15 protein-coding genes are annotated in these 20,317 nt (G+C 43.7%); 8 read left to right on the top strand and 7 right to left on the bottom strand.

Annotated elements, in window-relative coordinates:
* Positions 1-1,256 precede the first annotated feature (1,256 nt).
* The 3 genes from AC5YB3_RS04630 to cydX are packed head-to-tail and all read left to right on the top strand — an operon-like array spanning position 1,257 to position 4,104.
* Positions 1,257-2,813 (top strand): cytochrome ubiquinol oxidase subunit I, encoded by a 1,557-nt coding sequence (locus AC5YB3_RS04630; RefSeq protein ID WP_012089727.1) that lies wholly within the window; start codon positions 1,257-1,259, stop codon positions 2,811-2,813.
* Between the two features lie 15 nt (positions 2,814-2,828).
* Positions 2,829-3,968, top strand: a complete 1,140-nt coding sequence (cydB, locus tag AC5YB3_RS04625; RefSeq protein ID WP_006082470.1) for a cytochrome d ubiquinol oxidase subunit II — start codon at positions 2,829-2,831, stop codon at positions 3,966-3,968.
* A gap of 19 nt (positions 3,969-3,987) precedes the next feature.
* Positions 3,988-4,104, top strand: a complete 117-nt coding sequence (gene cydX, locus AC5YB3_RS04620; protein ID WP_006082469.1) for a cytochrome bd-I oxidase subunit CydX — start codon at positions 3,988-3,990, stop codon at positions 4,102-4,104.
* 654 nt (positions 4,105-4,758) lie between these two features.
* Here the strand turns inward: cydX and AC5YB3_RS04615 are convergent.
* Entirely contained in the window at positions 4,759-6,762 is a 2,004-nt protein-coding gene (locus tag AC5YB3_RS04615) for a methyl-accepting chemotaxis protein (protein WP_347098625.1), read from the bottom strand.
* 259 nt (positions 6,763-7,021) lie between these two features.
* Here AC5YB3_RS04615 and AC5YB3_RS04610 point away from each other — a divergent pair, with 259 nt between their 5' ends.
* A complete protein-coding gene (locus AC5YB3_RS04610) occupies positions 7,022-7,267 on the top strand; it encodes an HP1242/YdcH family protein (RefSeq protein ID WP_432310627.1) in 246 nt (81 codons plus the stop codon).
* Here AC5YB3_RS04610 and AC5YB3_RS04605 read toward each other — a convergent pair.
* Both AC5YB3_RS04605 and AC5YB3_RS04600 read right to left on the bottom strand, forming a co-directional pair.
* The gene (locus AC5YB3_RS04605; RefSeq protein ID WP_494526658.1) at positions 7,264-10,332 is read right to left on the bottom strand and encodes an efflux RND transporter permease subunit; all 3,069 of its coding nucleotides are present in this window, start codon (positions 10,330-10,332) and stop codon (positions 7,264-7,266) included. The genes AC5YB3_RS04610 and AC5YB3_RS04605 overlap by 4 nt on opposite strands.
* Before the next feature lie 2 nt (positions 10,333-10,334).
* Positions 10,335-11,441 carry an efflux RND transporter periplasmic adaptor subunit gene (locus AC5YB3_RS04600; protein ID WP_494526657.1) on the bottom strand — a complete coding sequence of 369 codons (1,107 nt, stop codon included), beginning with the start codon at positions 11,439-11,441 and terminating at the stop codon, positions 10,335-10,337.
* A gap of 139 nt (positions 11,442-11,580) precedes the next feature.
* Between AC5YB3_RS04600 and AC5YB3_RS04595 the strand changes: the two genes are divergently transcribed.
* Together AC5YB3_RS04595 and AC5YB3_RS04590 are read left to right on the top strand one after the other, a co-directional pair.
* Positions 11,581-12,207: a TetR/AcrR family transcriptional regulator gene (locus AC5YB3_RS04595; RefSeq protein ID WP_259513581.1), complete on the top strand. Its 627-nt coding sequence runs from the start codon at positions 11,581-11,583 to the stop codon at positions 12,205-12,207.
* Between the two features lie 123 nt (positions 12,208-12,330).
* Entirely contained in the window at positions 12,331-13,275 is a 945-nt protein-coding gene (locus AC5YB3_RS04590) for a DUF6268 family outer membrane beta-barrel protein (protein WP_494526656.1), read from the top strand.
* A 12-nt stretch (positions 13,276-13,287) separates the two neighbouring features.
* Here the strand turns inward: AC5YB3_RS04590 and AC5YB3_RS04585 are convergent, their stop codons facing one another.
* From AC5YB3_RS04585 to AC5YB3_RS04575, 3 genes are all read right to left on the bottom strand, one after another.
* Positions 13,288-13,848 carry a chalcone isomerase family protein gene (locus AC5YB3_RS04585; protein ID WP_006085666.1) on the bottom strand — a complete coding sequence of 187 codons (561 nt, stop codon included), beginning with the start codon at positions 13,846-13,848 and terminating at the stop codon, positions 13,288-13,290.
* A gap of 272 nt (positions 13,849-14,120) precedes the next feature.
* Positions 14,121-14,600, bottom strand: a complete 480-nt coding sequence (locus tag AC5YB3_RS04580) for a DUF2947 domain-containing protein (RefSeq protein WP_347098618.1) — start codon at positions 14,598-14,600, stop codon at positions 14,121-14,123.
* 118 nt (positions 14,601-14,718) lie between these two features.
* Positions 14,719-17,178, bottom strand: a complete 2,460-nt coding sequence (locus tag AC5YB3_RS04575; protein WP_494526655.1) for a motility associated factor glycosyltransferase family protein — start codon at positions 17,176-17,178, stop codon at positions 14,719-14,721.
* A gap of 398 nt (positions 17,179-17,576) precedes the next feature.
* Here AC5YB3_RS04575 and pseB point away from each other — a divergent pair, with 398 nt between their 5' ends.
* Positions 17,577-18,578 carry a UDP-N-acetylglucosamine 4,6-dehydratase (inverting) gene (gene pseB, locus AC5YB3_RS04570; RefSeq protein ID WP_071939709.1) on the top strand — a complete coding sequence of 334 codons (1,002 nt, stop codon included), beginning with the start codon at positions 17,577-17,579 and terminating at the stop codon, positions 18,576-18,578.
* Positions 18,575-19,720 carry a UDP-4-amino-4,6-dideoxy-N-acetyl-beta-L-altrosamine transaminase gene (gene pseC / locus AC5YB3_RS04565; RefSeq protein WP_494526654.1) on the top strand — a complete coding sequence of 382 codons (1,146 nt, stop codon included), beginning with the start codon at positions 18,575-18,577 and terminating at the stop codon, positions 19,718-19,720. The genes pseB and pseC overlap by 4 nt, the downstream gene beginning before the upstream one ends.
* Before the next feature lie 5 nt (positions 19,721-19,725).
* Here the strand turns inward: pseC and AC5YB3_RS04560 are convergent, their stop codons facing one another.
* Positions 19,726-20,316: a class I SAM-dependent methyltransferase gene (locus tag AC5YB3_RS04560; protein WP_347098613.1), complete on the bottom strand. Its 591-nt coding sequence runs from the start codon at positions 20,314-20,316 to the stop codon at positions 19,726-19,728.
* Between the last annotated feature and the right edge of the window lies 1 nt (position 20,317).

Below are 20,317 nucleotides of genomic sequence, written 5' to 3'. Positions count from 1 at the left end.
GCTTTTACCTGTATTGATAGGGAAAAGCGGGTTTAGTTAATCGTAAAAAAGGAGCGATAATTTCGCTCCTTTTTTTATATTTTAAATGCACTTTTATGAAATATCTTGCATTTCAAATCATTAACACTTGTTGCAAATAATCTAATAGACCAAAGTGATAAAACAGCATCTTTTTACGGTAAATACCTATTAATAGGTATGTTGCGTACTTGATACTGAGAGTGACGTTTTATGGGGTTCTAGAGTTGAAGGCAGATGTTGCGGCTTTAGAATAGAAAAAGCCCCCACTCTCAAGGAGAGAGGGGCTCGTTTTGCGCTAACAAAACTTCAAATTAATGCAATAAATTTCACGAGTAATTCGGGGAATTATTTCAGCTCATTAGCTGTATAAAGTTCAACAAAAACACGCTTGTAGCTGTTAACCAGACGTTCAAATAATTTAGTCATATCGATATCTCCACACCAAAAGTTAATACCTATGTGCGCGAAGTTGGCATTGACTGGGCTACGACACCAGTTCTACCAAATTGTCTCCTTAACACAGGACATATATTAAACAACTCAGATTAGCTTCTCAAACGAGAAAAAATACAATTATTCATTATTAAAACTAATGAATTTTAATGCTGTTTTTATATCTTTATTTCTATATGTTGATTTATTTATTGATTTTAAAGGTTTTTAATTGATTTACGCTAAAAATATTTTTAAGTTTTTTTTAGTTAATTTGTTGCAACATTATTTGTTTGTTAGTTTTTTGGTGGCTGGAGCTGATTTGTGGCGGCTAATCAATAAAAGTAGGGGTTTATATTAATTAACGCTTGCTCACTACTCCTGTTTTGTGTAGTTGTCAATCCCTCTCGATGGGGAAGTGTGTGCCTCACCGCAAAACCCACCTAAACCACTGAGTTTGATTGATTTGCATCAAAGCGAGGTGGTATAAAATAGCCACAAATGAAAACGAATAAATATCTTAACTATCTGATATTTATATCGATGAGATCATTTGATTGATTGAGTGGTAAGGTGTCGGTCTCAGTTACTTGCGATAGTGTGACTCGCGTCTCAATATGCGACGGATATTGGTACTTTTTAGCCCTTGCTGCTTCGAACTAATGCAAAAGATTAAATTTAACGGTTTATACTGATGTTCAGATATAAACACAAAATGAAAACTCACTATCCTACAAAGGCACTTGCTGTGATTGACGCGGGTTTTATCATAGCAATTGGACGCACCAAGTAAGGAGTCACCGATGATTGTTGAAGAGGTTGTTGAGCTATCGCGGTTGCAGTTTGCGCTGACAGCCATGTATCACTTCCTGTTTGTTCCCTTGACGTTGGGGTTGGCATTTTTGCTGGCTATCATGGAATCACTGTATGTGATGACGGATAAACAAATTTATAAAGATATGACTAAGTTCTGGGGTAAGTTATTTGGTATTAACTTTGCCTTGGGGGTTACCACAGGTTTGGCAATGGAATTCCAGTTTGGTACTAACTGGTCTTACTATTCGCATTACGTAGGGGACATCTTTGGTGCGCCTCTGGCTATTGAAGGTTTAATGGCCTTCTTCCTCGAATCTACCTTCGTCGGTATGTTCTTCTTCGGTTGGGATCGTTTCACTAAACGTCAACATTTAGTGGTGACTTGGTTAGTGGCCTTTGGCTCTAACATGTCGGCATTGTGGATTTTAGTGGCAAACGGTTGGATGCAAAACCCTGTGGGTTCAGTGTTCAATTACGAAACCATGCGCATGGAAATGACCAGCTTCGCCGAAGTGGTGTTTAACCCTGTTGCGCAGGTGAAGTTTGTTCACACTGTGGCTTCGGGTTATGTGGCGGGTGCCATGTTTGTACTGGCAATCAGTGCTTATTACATCCTCAAGAAACGTGACTTACCTTTTGCCCGTCGCTCATTCGCGATTGCGGCAAGCTTTGGTATGGCGGCAATTCTATCGGTTATCGTGTTAGGTGATGAATCTGGCTATAAAGTAGGTGAAGCACAGCGTGTTAAGTTAGCGGCGATTGAAGCTGAATGGCATACTGAACCTGCTCCTGCGGCCTTTACTGCGGTTGGTTTCCCAAATCAAGAAACCATGCACACGGATTATGCGATCAAAATTCCTTATGCTATGGGTATTGTGGCAACACGCTCATTGGATGAAGAAGTCACGGGTATCCATGACTTGATTGCTGAGCATGAAGTGCGCATCCGTAACGGTATGAAAGCCTATGCCATGTTAGTGAAGCTGCGTGCGGGTGAAGAAACGCCTGAATTACGTGCGGCCTTCGAAGAAGCAAAAGTCGACTTAGGCTATGGTTTCTTGCTGAAACGCTACACAGATAAAGTGGTCGATGCCACTGAAGAGCAAATTAAAGCCGCTGCTAAAGATTCTATTCCTAACGTAGCACCGATTTTCTGGAGCTTCCGTGTGATGGTGGGTCTAGGCTTTATCATGTTATTCGTATTTGCTGCGGCATTCTGGCAAAGCACACGTCATCAAATCGTCGAGAAGAAATGGGTACTTAAAGCTGCACTTTATAGCTTGCCATTGCCTTGGATTGCGATTGAGTGTGGTTGGTTTGTGGCTGAGTATGGTCGTCAACCTTGGACGATTTCTGAGGTATTACCGACCTTTATGTCTGCCTCAAGCTTAACGACTGGCGACTTATGGTTCAGTATCCTTTCTATCACCCTGTTCTACACTGTGCTGCTGGTGATTGAGATGTTCTTGATGTTTAAGTTTGCCCGCATTGGTCCGAGCAGTTTAAAAACTGGTCGTTATCATTTCGAGAAACTAGAAGCCTAAGCAGAGGATTTCATTATGTTTGATTATGAAATATTAAGAGTTATCTGGTGGGCTCTGATCGGCGTACTGTTCATCGGATTTGCGGTTACTGACGGTTTTGACATGGGTGTCGGTGCGTTACTGCCAATCATAGGTAAAGACGATACTGAACGCCGTATCATGGTCAACACTATTGCTCCCCATTGGGACGGCAACCAAGTGTGGTTAATCACAGCAGGTGGTGCGTTATTTGCCGCTTGGCCTATGGTGTATGCAGTGTCTTTCTCTGGCTTCTATGTCGCCATGATGTTAGTGCTGTTTGCCCTTTACATGCGTCCAGTCGGATTCGATTACCGTTCTAAAATTGAAAATCCAAAGTGGCGTAAGTCGTGGGACTGGGCCTTGTTTGCCGGCGGTTTTGTACCTCCACTGATCATAGGCGTAGCCTTTGGTAACTTGTTACAAGGCGTACCGTTTGAATTCGACGAGTTCCTACGTGCGACTTACCACGGTGGTCTATTCGGTCTGTTGAATCCTTTCGGTCTACTGGCAGGTCTTGTGAGCGTGAGCATGTTTATGATGCAAGGCGCTTCTTGGCTACAAATGAAGACTGATAGCGAGCTGCGAGTTCGTGCTGCGAAAGCCACGCAATTCTTCGCACTATTAGTGGCTGTGTTGTTTGCTGCGGCGGGCGTGTGGTTAGCCAATGGTATTGATGGTTATGTCGTGACATCAGTCCTTGACCATAATGCGGTGTCTAACCCAGCAATGAAAACAGTCGCGATTGAAGCGGGTGCTTGGCTTGCCAACTATGACAAATACCCCATCACTATGCTATTCCCTATCTTAGGTGTGGTATTGCCGCTGTTAGTGATTCTGGTGAGCCGCTTTAACCGTTCAGGTTTTGCGTTCCTATTCAGCTCACTGACTGTGGCTATGGTGATTTTGACTTGCGGTGCGGCTATGTTCCCATTCGTTATGCCATCGTCACTAGACCCTAACGTCAGTTTGACTATGTGGGATGCAACAGCCAGTAAAATGACCTTAGGTGTTATGACTGCTGCAGCTGCGATTTTCGTACCCATAGTGTTGAGCTACACTGTCTGGACTTACTTCAAAATGTTTGGTCGTATCGGCCGTAAGCATATTGAAGATAACAAAGCCTCACTCTATTAGGCATTAAGGAGCATCTGCTATGTGGTATTTTACGTGGATATTAGGGGTTTTGTTGGCCTGTTCTTTCGGGATTATCAATGCCCTGTGGCTTGAGAATACTGAGAACATGGACAGATCGGCTGATGATGCCGAGTAACGTCTAAACTCGATTTAAAAAACCTCGCTCTAGCGGGGTTTTTTATTGGGATTTATTTGCTGGGTGAGGCAAGGTTTAGCCTGTGCATCAGCAGAACTACCCTATTAGCCAGCATATCTAACTCCATAGAAGTGTGATGATGTAGCCGTGTGCTGAGGCAACGCAGCAGGTGCGCCTGATATCCGTTTTGTCGTGAGTGTGATGCCTGACAGATGTGGCGTCTAAGATTGAGAGGTTGTGACAAAGAGTGTGGATTATCAGGGCTGAATGCCTAAGTGAAGTTGCTACTGAGATTGAACAGGGAAGCATGAATAAGTGAGGCATGTCATTAAAGACACGTCATCAAGTGGCATCCTCTAAGACGACACCTTACCCAAAGGCATTTCACCCATTGAGGCTTTATCACTTTATCGCTTTTTGATGGCGATAGATACAGGCTATTGCTCCGTATTATTTAAAATCTTTACTCCTTATTCTTTTACATCGCGCTTTTAAAATAGCGAATATCAATAACTATCTCCTCAAGTCGCTTTCTTGAATGATGCCCCAAAACTGTTGAAATCGCGGCCATAAAAAATGCCACCCAGTGTGGGTGGCATTTGATAAACAACTCATTAAAAATTTGAGCTAGTTGAACCCGTCGCGCTAGTCTAATTAGGCCTTAAACTGGCTTATCTGGCGTTTTAAAGCAGCCGCTAAGGAAGACAGTTCATTGGCTGAATGTACGGTTTCAGTGGCACGGTGCTCGCCCTCATTTGCTAGTTCACTGATCTGATGCAGATTGTGAGTAATTTCCTCTGCAACACTGCTTTGCTGTTCAGTTGCCGAGGCGATATTACGTGAACTAATGGCGAGTTCACCAATCCGGCGGGTGATTTCCTTAAGCTGCTCGCCGGTTGCTTCGCCCTGTGCTGCGGATTCCATACCTAATTGATGACTCTGACCCATTTGCTCTGTGGTGCTTTTCACTTGGGTTTGTAGCTTTCCAATTGTTTGGCCAATTTCTAAAATGGATGATTGGGTGCGCTGGGCTAAGGTTCTCACCTCATCGGCAACGACCGCAAAGCCTCGACCTTGATCGCCTGCGCGCGCCGCTTCAATCGCCGCATTGAGTGCCAGTAAGTTTGTCTGCTCGGCAATGCTGTTAATCACTTCGGTGACTTTACTGATGGCTTCACTTTCGTGACTGACTTTTTCAACCGACTGATGACTGTTACTGAGCTGTTCACTGAGCTTGAGTAAATCTTGCACTACTTTAACTTGCTGATCTTGGCCTTCTTTGGCTGCGGCATCCACTTGCTGGCTCTGAACTGCGCCGTCTTGGGCATGGTTCGCCACATCACGAATAGAGGTCGACATTTCTTCAATGGCTGTGGCAATTTGATCCGTTTGTAGCATTAAGGCCTGAGCTTCTTCGCCATTCTGTTTGGCGATACTTTGTGCCTTAGAAGCCTGCTGCTCTAAACTCATCACCGAATCCTGCAGGGCAATGATCAACTGCCTTAACTCTGATGACATGGTCGATACACTGGTGGTGATGCGATCAACTTCGTTTTGACTCTGTGGTTCTGATGGCGCTAAGTGATGACTGAAATCGCCACTGCCTAGCCTTTCCATATGCACTTGTAGGGCATGTAACGGTTTAAGTGCACGGATTAATACTACTGAAAGCAGTGCTGTGATCAGTGCAATCCCAGTGAGGGCAACGATAGCGTTGATAGTGAGTAACTGCATACTTTCTTCATTGAGTTCACTCGCCTTAACTTGGCCTACCAACATCCAATTCCAGCCAGTTACGGTTTGGCTATAGGCAAACATAGGCTCATTTTTACCATTGATATAACTGTACTCAGAATCATCTTTCGTGGCCTCAGCCACACTTAACCCATCGAGCATACTCTCGGTGATAACCTCGCCCGCATTAAACTGAGGATGCGCGACAAGTACATTGTCCGCTTTACGCACTAACAGAAAATAACCGCTTTCTTCTAGGGTGAGTCTGTTTACTGCATCTTGTAATTGTTTTAACGAGCTGGTGATGTCAAAGCCAATATATAAGATACCAATGACTTGGCCTTGGACGTCCTTTACTGGGCGATAGACTGTCATATAGTCTTTGCCGAAGAGTTTGGCGTAGCCTTCGTATTCTTGGCCGCTGATCAGCGCTTGATAGCCTGGATGCGTTTTGCCGAGGAAGGTCCCTAGTGCACGGCTACCATCGGCTTTTTTGAGTGAGGTCGACACCCGCATAAAATCATCGCCATCACGCACGAATACCGTTGCCGTGCCGCCAGTCAGGTTAGCAAAACGATCGACTTTACTTTTTGAGGAGTTAATTTGTTCTTGTTCATGCATGAGGGCGGGGGAGCTGACTCCCATCACATTGACGGTTTTATTTGGTTTACTAAATTGCCCTGGATACATTTCCTTAAACACATCGGCGTTGCGCCTTGCAAGCTGTAAAAGGCTATCGTATTGCAGTTCTAACATGTCTGAAACGGCACGCATTTCGGACTTCATGGCACTCATGCCTTTATCTTCTAATACATTCGAAGCGGCTTTGTAGGAAACGGTACTGAGTATGCCAAAGATGGTGAGTGTGAGAATAAACGCGAGGGCACCTATTTGTTTAGCAATAGGCCAATTTTTATAATTCATCGTACGATCCTATAGGTAACGGTTACATCAATGTAGCCTAAGTCTCACTCCATGGTCTTGATATGGGTCTAGTATTTAAGCAATTGTATAGTCAATTCTTTGATATTTTACCAGTTTTAGACTTGAGTTAATGGATTCATTCCACAGACATGTCGGCAGATAAAAAGTCTCGCTAACTGGCTGTATTGTGATGGCATGGACTAAGCTGCTTAAGGTGAATGGAATTCATAGTGTCAGAACCATTATAGGGGAAGTGTATATGCTAGGTGAGAATCATGCGTTAGTTTATGAGTTTCCTGATTTTGTCGATCAAATTAAACATCTAAAAGTCAATAATAGCGTCTTTGCGACTATGGCCAGTCGTTATCATGAGCTCGACAATAAAATTAGGGCGCTTGAGTTAACTAAAGTGCCCACCGCCGATGAGCACTTTTTAGCGTTAAAATTAGAGCGGTTAAACCTCAAAGATAAACTGTATCAATACCTAGTCCACGATGCGATTTAAGCTGGAATGGCGGACTGATTGTTCGCCTTACGGGTTTTCATCAACAGCAAATACATAGTCGGTACCCAAACCAGAGAAAGCAAAGTCGTTAGCAGCGTGCCGCCCGCGATAGCAATGGCAAAGGGAGGCCAAAATCCACCGCCAGCAATGATAAGCGGAATAAACCCGCCTACTGTGGTGATGGTTGTCGAGCTGATATGGCGACCACAACTGCTGACGGTTGAGACTATGGTTTCCATATCGCCGAGTCTGGCACTTGGCATATCCTCAAGTTCGGCCAAGATCACTATGGCAGCGTTAATGGCCAGTCCCATCAAGCCTAGCAAACCTATGATGACAGGGAATCCAAATGGATAGCCGAACACAAACACGGCTAATAGGCCAAGCCCGGCTGATTGTATCGCGCTCAATAGAATAATCGCCGTGAGCCTAAAGGAGTTGAACGACAACACCACAGTGGCCAATAGCAAGGTGACGACTAACATCACATTGGACAGTAAATTGCCGACCGCTTCGTTACGTTTCGCGCTTTCACCGCCGATTTCAATGCGATAACCCGATGGCAGCGCGAGTTGTGCCACTTTATCTTTGACATCGTTCAGCACTTGGGCGGGTAACACACCACTGACAATATAGGCTTCTATGGTATTCACCCTTTGGCCGTTACGTCTTGGAATGGCGCCGCGGCTCACTTGAACTTCGTTGTGGGCGAGGGCAGAGAGCGCGACCGACTCACCCGAAGGTGTCACTAATTGAATTTCTGAAAGGCGGGTGACTTGTTCGCGACTGCCATCACCGAGTCGCACTCGAACGGGTAATGACTCCGTTTGCTCAAGCACGCTGCCACCGATAACGCCTGTGGTCGACATTTGGATCTGCTTGGCAATATCCGTCAGACTTAAACCACTCATCAGGCTGGCATCTTCATTCACTTGCAGCCACAGCTTAGGCGCACCGGCACTCAAGGTTGCTCGGGTATGGAGTACGTCCGGCGTTTGCGCGAGGATATTGCGGACTTCGTCGCCCAGCGATCGCAACGTATCGAGATTCGGACCGAAGATCATCAACTCTACCGGCGCATTAAAGGGCGGACCTTGCTCGAGTTTGCGTACTAGCACTTGTGCTTCGGGGAAAGCACTGTCGAACTGCTGTTGTAATTCGGGGATCAGCTCATTGGCACGTTCAAAGTCGGTCACTTTCACCATGGCCTGTGCATAGTTAGTCGCGCCCTGTTGGCGCTGTGTCAGGTTGTAATAAAATGAGGGCGTATTGCCGCCCACCACCCAATCAACTTGGGTGATCCCATTGACGGCATGGAGCTTTTTATCCATCAGTTGCACTTGGTTCAAAGTGTTGTCTAAACTCACATGGGGCGCAAGATAGACTTCAATTTGGAACATGTCCCTGTCCGATGGCGGAAAGAATTGCTCTGTCATCTTGCCCGAGGCGTAAAAACCTAATACTGGCGTAATGCCGATAAGCAGCGCACTGAGAATAGGGCGCTTAAGGGCGATTCTGAGGCTAGCTTGAAAATATTGGCTCACAAGCGGGAGATTTATTCCGTGTTGATACCAGACATCATGTTTGCCTTCATGGCTAAATCGTCCCGCGAGTCCCGCAATTATCGTGTGGGAAATCAGGTAAGAGCCCAGCAGCGCAAACATCACTGACATGGCAATGCCACCGACAAACTCTCCTGCTGCACCGGGCATCAGCACTATGGGCGCAAAGGCTAAAATCGTGGTAATCGTTGAACCTGCTAAGGGCAGCCAAAGGTGGTGTATGGTTTCGCTCACTGCGGCTAGGCGACTCATCCCTTGTTGGCGCCGTTGTGAGATGGCATCAACAATCACAATCGCATTATCCACCATGATCCCAAGGGCGACGACGAGTCCTGTCACCGACATTTGATGTATGGGCAGGCCGATATATTTCATGCAGGCCAAGGTAAACAGTGCCGTGAGGGGTAATGAAATCGCCACTATGATGGCGTTTCTGAGTCCAAGGGTGAGTAGCAATACCAGCAAGATGATCACAAACCCTTGCAGCAGGTTTACCACGAGTCCGCCAAGGCGATCGCTGGTGTAACTGTTTTGCTCGAATAGCCATTGGATCTGGATATTGGCGGGCACTTCGCGATTAAGTTCATCGACGACGCTATTCACTTGTGCTTGCCAGAGATCGACACGGTTATTGTTAAGCATGCGCGCGGCGACAAAAACGCCTTGTTCACCATCGACTAAGGCTATGCTGTCCGCGGGCGTTTTGGCTTGGCGCGTGACAGTGGCAATATCCCCAAGACGAATAATTTGGCCTTGGTTATCAATTTTGAGTGGCACTTGGCGAATGCGAATTAAAGAGTCGAGTTCGCCCGAGACTTCGACTAAGGCGCGAAACTCGTGGTTGTTGATTTCACCTGCGGCAATTTTACTGTCGGCGCCGCTGAGAATATGGGCGATGGAAGCGGGAGTGAGTTGTAACTGGCTCATCTTGTTGCCGTCAAGCTGCACTAGCATTTCTTCGGTCGGTGCGCCGTAGAGTTTGACAAAATCTGTGCCCGACAGCAGCCTGAGTCTGCTCTGTAATTCCTTCGCGTAGCGGTTGAGCATATCGACTCGAACGGGCGTATTGCTATTCCACACTAAGCTTAAAATGGCGGTGTAGGCATAACCAATTTGATCATCGAGTGTCGGGGATGGTATGCCCTCGGGCAGATTGATTTTCGCATCGGCTAATAAATCCCGCGCCCGAGACCACACGGGGTCGGTCTCCATAACAGTGTCTTTCAATTCTAACTGTATGACTGAAATCCCCGGCCGAGAGGTCGACTGGATCAGCTTGATTTCTTCTAAACGCCTGAGCTGATTTTCGAGCACTTCAGTGACTAAGGCTTCGACCCGCTCAGCTGAGGCCCCAGGGTACGGGGTGATCACAGAGGCGAAACGGTTGGTTATGTGTGGATCTTCAGTGCGCGGCAGACTCGAGATAGCACCAAATCCCGCAACCAGTAATAGTGCAATAACGAGGCTGACTAAGCGGCCGTTTTCAACAAAGGCTTTAATCATAACTACCTCGTGGTTGCGGCAATGGGAGATACAGCTTGGCCTACGACCAGCTTATGGAGTCCTTGGCTGACATAGATTTCATTGGGTTGAATTGCGCCTTGAATGTAGGCCATGTCCTGGGTGGTGTAGAGGATTTCCACATCTCGGCGCTCTATGATGGATTGCTGTTCATCCTTTGCGATGACATACAGATTCCATAACCCACGAATGCCATCCGTTAATGCCGAAATCGGCACCCAATACCCAGCTTGCTCAATTTGCTGCTGTTGATGCAGATACGCAATTTCACCGTTAATCACACGGGCATCTTGGGGTAGGCTTATCCTAAGTTGTAGGGTGCGACTGACGGGATTGACTTCGGCGCTAATACCGGCAATTTCGGCAGTAAAGATTTGATCTTGCACGCTGACTTGCACTTGTTGTTTTGGGTGAAACTGATCCGCTAACGCGACAGGTACGCCTATGTAGGCTTCAGGATTGATATTGCCCACTAAGGTGAATATAGGGCTGCCCGCAGCAACCACTTCGCCTAAGTTATGCAGTTTTTGGCTGATGGTGCCGTCAAAGGGCGCCACTAAGATGGATTTATCGAGCTTAAGTTGATTGGCATGCTGTGAGGCAAGTAGGCGGTTTTTCGCCGCGGCTAAGCTATTTAATTGTGAGCGGTTTTCATCTAATAGCTGCTCAGAGACATAGCCCGATTTTTTCAATTCTTGATTACGTTTTAGAGTACTGGTGGCCAGATCGACATCGGCTTGGGTTTGCGCCAGACTCGCTTGGATCTCCTGACGCTCGGCTTCGAGTAGTCGGGTATCGAGGATTGCCAGTATTTGACCTTGCTTCACTTTGATGCCGGAATCGGCCTGTAGCTCGTTTAACTTTCCTGCTAGTTCAAAGCCGACGCCAGTTGTGTTGCCCGCACGGATAGTCCCCGTGAAGGTTTGCTCGTGCTGATAGCTTGGTGTCAGGATCAACGCTTGGCTCGTGACTGTGGGCAGCGTAGCAGTAGTGGCGTGTTCAGTGACTTCCTTTTGGCAGGCGGATAATGTGACTAAAGCAAACACGCAGACGCTGATAGTGCGCCAAGAACGTCGGGCAGTTCGATCCATTTTAAGTGCTTCCGCTGTAAGTTAAACGTTAATGCAATGTAACTAGACTTGCTAGTCTAGTTGTGTGGAACTAGACTGTCTAGTCTATTTTGTGCTTAACTAATGCCAATTTATTATGTCTATCTATTCGAGAGTCGATATGACGCATTCTTCTGAGACGCAGTTACCTCTGAGCCGTAGCGAACAAAAACGTCAGCAAGTGCTTGTGGCTGCTATTGATTTATTTTGTCGTCAAGGGTTCCCTCATACCAGTATGGATGAGGTTGCCAAGCTTGCGGGTGTGTCGAAACAAACCGTCTATTCCCATTACGGCAGCAAAGATGAATTATTTGTTGCGGCAATCGAATCTAAATGTGTTGGCCATAATCTTAATGATGATTTGTTAAGTGATCCCACTAAGCCTGAATCGGCATTAACTCAGTTTGCCCTACAGTTTGGGGAGATGATCGTCAGCCCTGAAGCTATTACGGTATTCAAAGCCTGTGTGGCGCAATCCGAAAGTCATCCCGAAGTGTCGCAGTTGTTCTTCGACGCGGGCCCGAAACATATAGTGGGATTATTGGCGGATTATTTAGTGACAGTAGAAGCCCTAGGGCAATATCGATTTGGTAACGTTCACCATAGTGCGGTGCGTTTATGTTTAATGTTGTTTGGTGAGCTAAAACTCAAATTAGAATTGGGCTTGGCAGCAGATGAACTCGTTGGCGATAGAAATGAGTATATTTTGGGTTGTGCAGACATGTTCCTGAAGGCGCATCGGGTTTAATAAAACTTGCACAATATAAAAGTATCATTTTGTATCTCAACATTGAAAGCATGAACCTTTTAGCTTGATAGCGCGTATTATGCGCAAAAAATCTGTTAATCATTTTAAATGCAAGGAGCTGACGTGGCTAATCGAGAACTCTCACCATCGAGCGCAAAACTGCGCCTGCTGAAAAGCGCTGTATTACTGTTGCCGTTAATGAGTTGTGCCGCTATTGCAGCGGATAAACCTTCGCAGGAATACAAGCCTTTTAGATTAAGTGTCGCGCAGATCAGCACCCAGAGTGCCGAGGTTGCCAATGGTAATACTGAGCTACAAAGGGACAGTTTATTACTGAGTGCAGGGATGAATGTTCCGTTAAATCAGCAATGGTCTTTGGGCTTTCGTGTGGGTTACGACAGGCTGGATTATGATTGGCGCAATATCACGCTCACTGGTGCTAACAATGTCGCACCGCTGTTTGGTACCGACGGGCAGAATTGGGATCATATCAATCGTTACCGTGCCGGAGTGTCGTTAAATTATCGCATGGATAAACATTGGGCCTTCTTTTTAGCGCCGCAGATCCAATATGCCTACGCCGACACTGCATCGGCCAGCGAAGCCCAGAGTTACGGCATTGTGGCGTCTGCCATGTATGCATTTGATTCGGGGAATATGATTGGCTTTGGCGTCGCGTATCTTAATGATATCGATGAAGTTCGCACAGTACCTTATCTCGCCATGCGCTGGCAGATAGATGAACATTGGGCACTCGCCAATCCTTTCCAAGCCGGTTTTAGTGGTCCTGCAGGATTAGAGCTGAGTTATCGATTTAATTCCGATTGGAATGTCGGCTTTGGTAGTTCGCGTCGTACTGAGCGATTCCTTATCGAAGACGATGACACTGTGGTAGAAACGAACGAATGGGTGAGTTATTTACGTGGCGGTTGGCAAGCAACCCCAGCATTAGCAGTGAATCTTTACGCCGGTTATTACTTTGATGGTGAGTTAGAAGTGACCGACCAAACTGCGCTTGATATGGATAGCCAAGGCGCAGCGGCCTTGGATATCGAATTCAAATTCTAACGTTAATGTCAGTTATTTGCCCAGCATGGCCTCTTTGAGGCTTTTCTGGGCTGGCTTATCACCTAGCCAAATTTTTAACAGTGCTTGACGGAACATTTCACCTTCGATGGTGGCTTGTTCCTGACCATTTTTATAGGCCGTCACGCCGCGGGCTTTATTGGCGACTAAGGTAAATTGGTCACCTTCTTTAATTTCTTCGTTAAACAGCGCCATAAAGGCATCGATTTGCGGTTGAATATCGGCGGTGTTTTCTGCGGTCGCGTGCTCAAAACCTTCAGTGATCGCATCGCGCATTTTTTCTGAGGTGATCATGCCAGAGGTAATATTAAGGCGGATTGCCGCAATCGGAGCATCGATAACCGCTGCTGTGCTACTCAAGGCTGCTGGCAAATACAGACTGCCCACATATAAATCCATAAAGAACTTACTGCGAACGCCCGCGCCATTGAGCTGTAATGCTTGGCTATCTAACGTCACAGTATCGGCGACTTGCACACCTGATACTTCTTTGGCCATTAATGTGTGGGGTAATAACAGCGCGCTGGCTAGGGTAAGAGTGGAGAGTAACTTCATAATACACCTCATTTTCTATTTTAATTATTGGGTTTAAAGCAGATTTTATGAGTATTTACAGCAGAAAGTTGACCCCAACTTCTCAAATACTCGACACCGAAAATGGATGTTAATCTAAAGAAGAGGGGAGAGATAGGCTAATTGTGCCAAAGCATCATTCGAAAATGGTTAAATATGGCATACTCATCATTAAGTATGAGCATGCCAACAAGATGACTTATCGCGTAAAAGTATTGAAGTAATGGTATTGGCGTAAAACTATCGGCGGCAAATCATCCGCGAGTGCCTAGCTTGTACTGACCACTCTGTTCGAACATCACAGCTTGTTTCTGTTTTGGTGAGATCAAAATTGGACCGTCGTCGAAGAAGAGAAAACACTTCCAATTACGGACGAACACATCCCAACGAGTTTCAATAATCTGATATTTTTCATAGCAAAAATAGACGGTTGTTTCATCTGGCCATTGAATGAACTCGGCTAACATGGCGGGTAAACTGCTCTCTTCACTATCCCAAGCACTCTGCCAATGATCTGTATCCACCCAAGCATCAGCCTTCGCCGCCCAGTCTCCCTTAGTAAATTGCTCCGCACGACTACTCTTGTTGCTGATCCATTGATTCCAGATTTCCATCGCACTTTTATCTGTTAACGGCAGGATATGCGCCTTGTCCTCGTCAGTGACAGGCAAGTCTTTGTGGTTGAAAATCCACTTACGGCGGTAAGTTTCTAAAGGTATATAGGTATGAGCCAAACAAAATCTCCTAGGATATGCAGATGCGCAATGCTGAAACGAGGCTAATTATACGGTCTAGCGGAGCAATAGTGAAATCACCGAACACGAATATTCGAGATCGGCGATCTTGAGCCAGTTATTGTGGGGTGTTCATTAGCCTCGTGAGTTCAGCTAAGTACTCCCGTGCGACTTGATTATCGGGATCGGCATTAATTGCATTTGAAAACGCAGTGTGCGAAGCTTCTACTTGATTGATTTCAAACATGAATAAGCCAAGTTTTATCCATGTTTGTGTATCAGATGGATACTTCTCTAGGTAATCTAGGTAGACATTCACTGATTCTTGAATTTTGCCTTGGAGTTTTAAAATATGCGCATACTGAGGCATATACTCATCACTATGAGCCAATATTTTGACCAAAGTAGATGCCGCAAGCTCAAGGTCACTTAGTTTGAGCGCCAGTAAAATAATGTGCTTTAACTCCATCTCTGTGCAAAGTTCTTCAGGCAGAGCAAGTAAAGCATCTAATGCCTGCTGTGGCTGTTGTTCAAGGCTGAGTTGGAATGATAAGGCTAGGTGGTATAACCTTTGAGCTTCATTGTCAGATTCAATTAAGGGAAATAAGTTTTGGACTGTAAGTGATAATCCATAACTATTTTTATTAGAGTTAAGTCCCATAATTTTTTTATAGACGCGTTCCATTCCAGAGGCTTTATTTAGCGTATCGATATAAGCTTTTCGTACTTGAGTGATATCTTCTTCAAATTTTTCTTTTAATTGTGAAAAGATAACATTCTCATGCGAGTCAGATAATGAAACTTTATGGTTTTTACACCATAAAAAAACTCTACCAGGTTGACGGTTTTCTAGCCAGGTAGGGGCGAGTGGTGCTAATAAACTAGAATCAATTTCTAATATTCTAAAAACTATTTTTTCGTAAGAATTTATCACTAGCTTAAGAATGTTATGGCAGGTTGTATTGAATGCATCATAGTAACTTATAGTCATTTTGTTAATGTGTGACTGAGTCCAATTTTCTGTTTCTCTTGTAGTTAGAAATTTTGAAAACTCAAGATATCCATAAGTTTTAATTAATCTTGTTAGCTCTGGGTACTTAGAGTTTATACTTTTTTCAATTTTATTGACTTCATCAAGTATGACATCAGCGTTCAATGAGTTTAAATTGAGTTTTTTAGATAGTGTTAACGCTTTTTTTGTCAGCTTTAATAGTTTTGTGAGATCATCTTTAGCTTTTTTACATTCATTTAATGATTGTTCTAAGTCAAATTTTTTATTTTGGATGTTGCACTTTTTTAGGCTAGAAATTATTTTACTACCAAGTTCATCAAGAATGATTTTTTCAGGAGATATGTGAGAAATACCTTCGATTTTTGCAGCACTGTTTGACAAATTGATAAAATTAACATTAGGATATTTTTTAGCCTCAGATGCTAGTGACTCCATCGCATGCACAAGTTGTATTGGGGCTTCAGCTTGGTAGCCTGCATAGGTTTCAACCCATTTATTATTGTGTCCTAAATTAGGGCCTAGATTAGCTTCAACTGTGCCGTTTGCATGGGTATATCCAGATCTTGAGTAACAATAATCAACACCACTTAATAGTATTTTTTTGAACCCCATCTCAACAGCTAGACGAATCGAACTATTAGTTACTGTCGGCCCGACAGTAATGATGTTATCGTGATCCTTTTTACCACTCCATGGATACCGTTGACCTAGATATGCACTTTGTCCTTGCCACTGCGAGAGTACTTTTGGACTGACATGGTAAGAGTTTACTAGAAGTGTGTTTTCACTCAATGCAAAAATTTCTCGACTCACATCAAAGCTAAACTCTTGTGGATCAACGCAAGTGATAATATCAACTGAAATAGATTTTTTAGCTAGCTTACCTGCGATACGCGACACTGCGATAATGAAAAGATTGTCACTGTTCTTTATGATCCAATCAATATGGTCATCAAGTGAGGGACCGCCAGCAACGACTAAGCAAGTCTTCCCTTCAAATGTATTTCTGAGAAGCTTTGCAGGTGTGTGATTATCTGGAATATTCTCTAGCTGAGTCTGAAAGAATATTTTTTGGGTGAATGTAACTCTATGATTAAAATATTCATCTTGGACTTTGTTTTCTATTCTACTAAATAGTGAAGTATAGGCTTCTAGGTGTTGGGATGTGACACCAAGAGAAGCATAGATCTCATACTCTCCTTTAGCGAGGTATATTTTTATATCTTCTTGCTTTAACTGCTCTAAAAAATCAATTTCAGTTACTATTTTAAAGCTTTTTTGTTTAGTTATCGGGATGTCTATAATTAATAATGGCAGCACTTCATCTAATTCGATAAAAATAAATTTAGACCCTAAGGCGATTTCCTGTTCTAATACATAGCTTGCTAGTAGTCCTGAATCCATTCCAATAATAATATTAAGCTTATCTTTAAACGAAAATGCCTTTTTAAACTTATGGTTATAAATTGTTTTTGAATCAAGTTTTTCAAAAGTATGGCGGTTTATACTAGGTAAATAGTATTCATTAAATCGACTTATTGCGAAACTATTCAATATGTTGTTCATTAGTTATACATTCCTATTGGTCGGCAAGTAAGTCAATACGAGCTCTTATCTTACTATGCCAAGGCAAAAATTTGCTCAGGTAGAAAACAGCAATAAATGCGCCATGTTTTTTTGACAGTTTATATTGACATTTAGCCATCAGGTGTTGATTGACTAGTTAGAAAGGGCTGATTTGATGCAATAAAGCCAAAATTAGTCTATAAAATCATATAAATTTTACTAGTAAGTACCTATACTAATAGAGCTTTACAAGTGAGTAAACTACGTTCTAGCATTGATTTTATGCCATGTTGGCTTGTTTTTTGCTTCGATTGCTTTAGCCGTAAATCGTCAAGGTATAGGTTGCTACGGTTACATTATCTATATGGAAAGCTAAATTGAGCCACTGGGGAGGCCCTATGTTTGATAATAAAACAATTTTAATTACAGGTGGCACTGGGTCATTTGGGCAGAAATACACAAAAACAATTTTAGAAAGGTATAAGCCCAAACGGTTGATCATTTTTTCCAGAGATGAATTGAAGCAGTTTGAAATGCAGCAGATATTTAATGCTCCCTGCATGCGTTATTTCATTGGAGATGTGCGTGATGCAGATCGCTTAATGCAAGCATTGCAAGATGTCGATTATGTTATTCATGCTGCAGCATTAAAACAGGTGCCTGCTGCAGAGTATAATCCTATGGAATGTATCAAGACAAACATTTATGGTGCAGAGAATGTTATCAAGGCAGCTATTGCCAACAAAGTAAAAAAGGTAATCGCCTTATCGACGGATAAAGCGGCGAGTCCTATTAATCTTTATGGTGCGACAAAGTTGGCTTCTGATAAGTTATTCGTTGCAGCCAATAACATCGTTGGTTCAGGGAAAACACGCTTTGCTGCTGTCAGATATGGGAATGTCGTTGGTTCTCGTGGTTCCGTCGTCCCTTATTTTAAGCAGTTGATTGCTAATGGTGCTTCATCTCTTCCTATTACCCATCCCGATATGACACGCTTTTGGATTACACTCCAAGATGGTGTTGATTTTGTTCTTAAGAATTTCTCTAGAATGCAAGGTGGAGAAATTTTCGTACCTAAAATCCCTTCAATACGAATTTCCGATTTAGCGGATGCCTATGGTAATGGGTTACCACATGAGATCGTAGGTATTCGTCCTGGTGAAAAAATGCATGAAGTTATGTGTCCAGGTGATGATTCTCATCATACGATAGAATTCGATGACCATTTTGTTATCACACCATCAATTAAGTTTTTTGGTCGTGAAAGTGATTTTACAGTTAATGCTTTAAATGAAGTTGGCACTTTAGTTAATTCTGGCTTCGAATATAACTCTGGTAGTAATGTTCATTTTTTGACAGTTGAAGAAATATTAAAACTGGATGAGGAGTCATGTTTATGATTCCATATGGAAGGCACGATATTATTGCCGATGATATTGCAGCCGTTGTTGAAGTATTGCAATCCGACTTTTTAACTCAAGGCCCTAAAGTTCCTGAGTTTGAAAAGGCCATTTGTGATTACACGGGAGTCGCATTCTCTATTGTCGTTAATAGTGCAACTTCTGCTCTACATATTGCTTGTCTTGCCTTGGGTGTTGGTCCTGGAGATTTAGTATGGACATCACCGATTACCTTTGTAGCATCGGCAAATTGCGCTTTGTATTGCGGTGCTGAAATTGACTTCGTCGATGTCGACTCCGAAACAGGTAACATGTGTCCTGTTGCCCTTGCCAATAAATTACGTAATGCTGAGCGTTTACCTAAAGTTATTATTCCTGTTCATTTAGCTGGCCATAGCTGCGATATGCAAGCAATTGGCGATTTAGCTAAGCAGTATGCTGTGAGTGTTTTAGAGGATGCTTCCCATGCTATAGGAGGAAGCTATCAAGACCAGAAGATAGGCGCATGTCAGCATTCTGATATTTGTGTATTTAGTTTTCATCCGGTAAAAATAATCACGAGTGCAGAGGGAGGGGTTGTTACTACTCAACAATCCGACTTAGCTAAACGTATGGTTCAACTTCGTAGCCATGGAATCGTTAGAGATCATACTGTAATGCTTAGGGCGGATGAAGGTGATTGGTATTATGAACAGCACGAGTTGGGGTTTAACTATCGAATGACCGAGTTACAGGCAGCGCTCGGCGTGTCGCAAATGAAGCGACTCGATGCCTTTGTTTTGAAAAGAAATGAATTAGCTGCACTGTATCGTAAACAACTAATAGGCCTAGCTTTTAGTTGGGTTGAGCCTTTACCTAATACTCAAAGTGCTAGACATCTACAAATTATCCGCCTACATGATGCTTCTGCAAGAAAGCAGATATTCAACGATATGCGAGCCGCAGGTATACAAGTACATGTGCACTATTTTCCTGTACACCTTCAGCCATTTTATCTTAAAAAAGGTTTCCAACGAGGAGATTTTCCATCTGCGGAGCACTTTTATGAGCATATTTTGAGCTTGCCTTTATACCCTGGACTAGAGCTCGATGAACTGAACTTAGTGATAACCCAACTCAAGCTTCAGTTATCAAAGCAATGATAGTTTTATTTACGTGCAGTTAACCAGTAATAAGACTCGATTCTGCCATCTGTAAAGTTTTCATCAGTGACTTTCCCGATTGACTGAATGGTTAATCCTGCGCGCTCAATTAACTGACGTATCTCATTATCATCGTAATAGCTCTTCACTGTATCAACAGTTGTTCTGCGCTCTTCTTTTGCATTGAAAGAAATGATTAGACTTGCACCTAATTTAAGAACATGGCTAATTGCTTGAAGAGTAACTTCAGGTTGTTTCAGATAATGCATCAGCCCCCAACAGAGAACCATATCAAAGTGTTGGGCCGAGAAGGGGGTTAACACATCCGGTACCGAACCACATAAAAGTTGTTGTTGCGGTAATTGATAACGAGATTTAACTATTTCAAGTGCTGCCGCACTTTGATCGGCGCCATAAACTTGCCGAAATCCCAGCTCCAACAATGCTCTGATGTTACGCCCTTCGCCACATCCAAGATCTAAAAGTCGTGCATCAGGTTTTAGGTCCAGTCTAGAAACCTGTCTTATGACATTGATATCCGGCCAAACTAAAGGTTTTTTTGCTCGTACTTCCCGATAATGTGTTTCCCAGCTCATT

It is taken from the genome of Shewanella sp. 1311, assembly GCF_059338235.1.
This window is presented reverse-complemented; position numbering and strand designations above follow the sequence as displayed.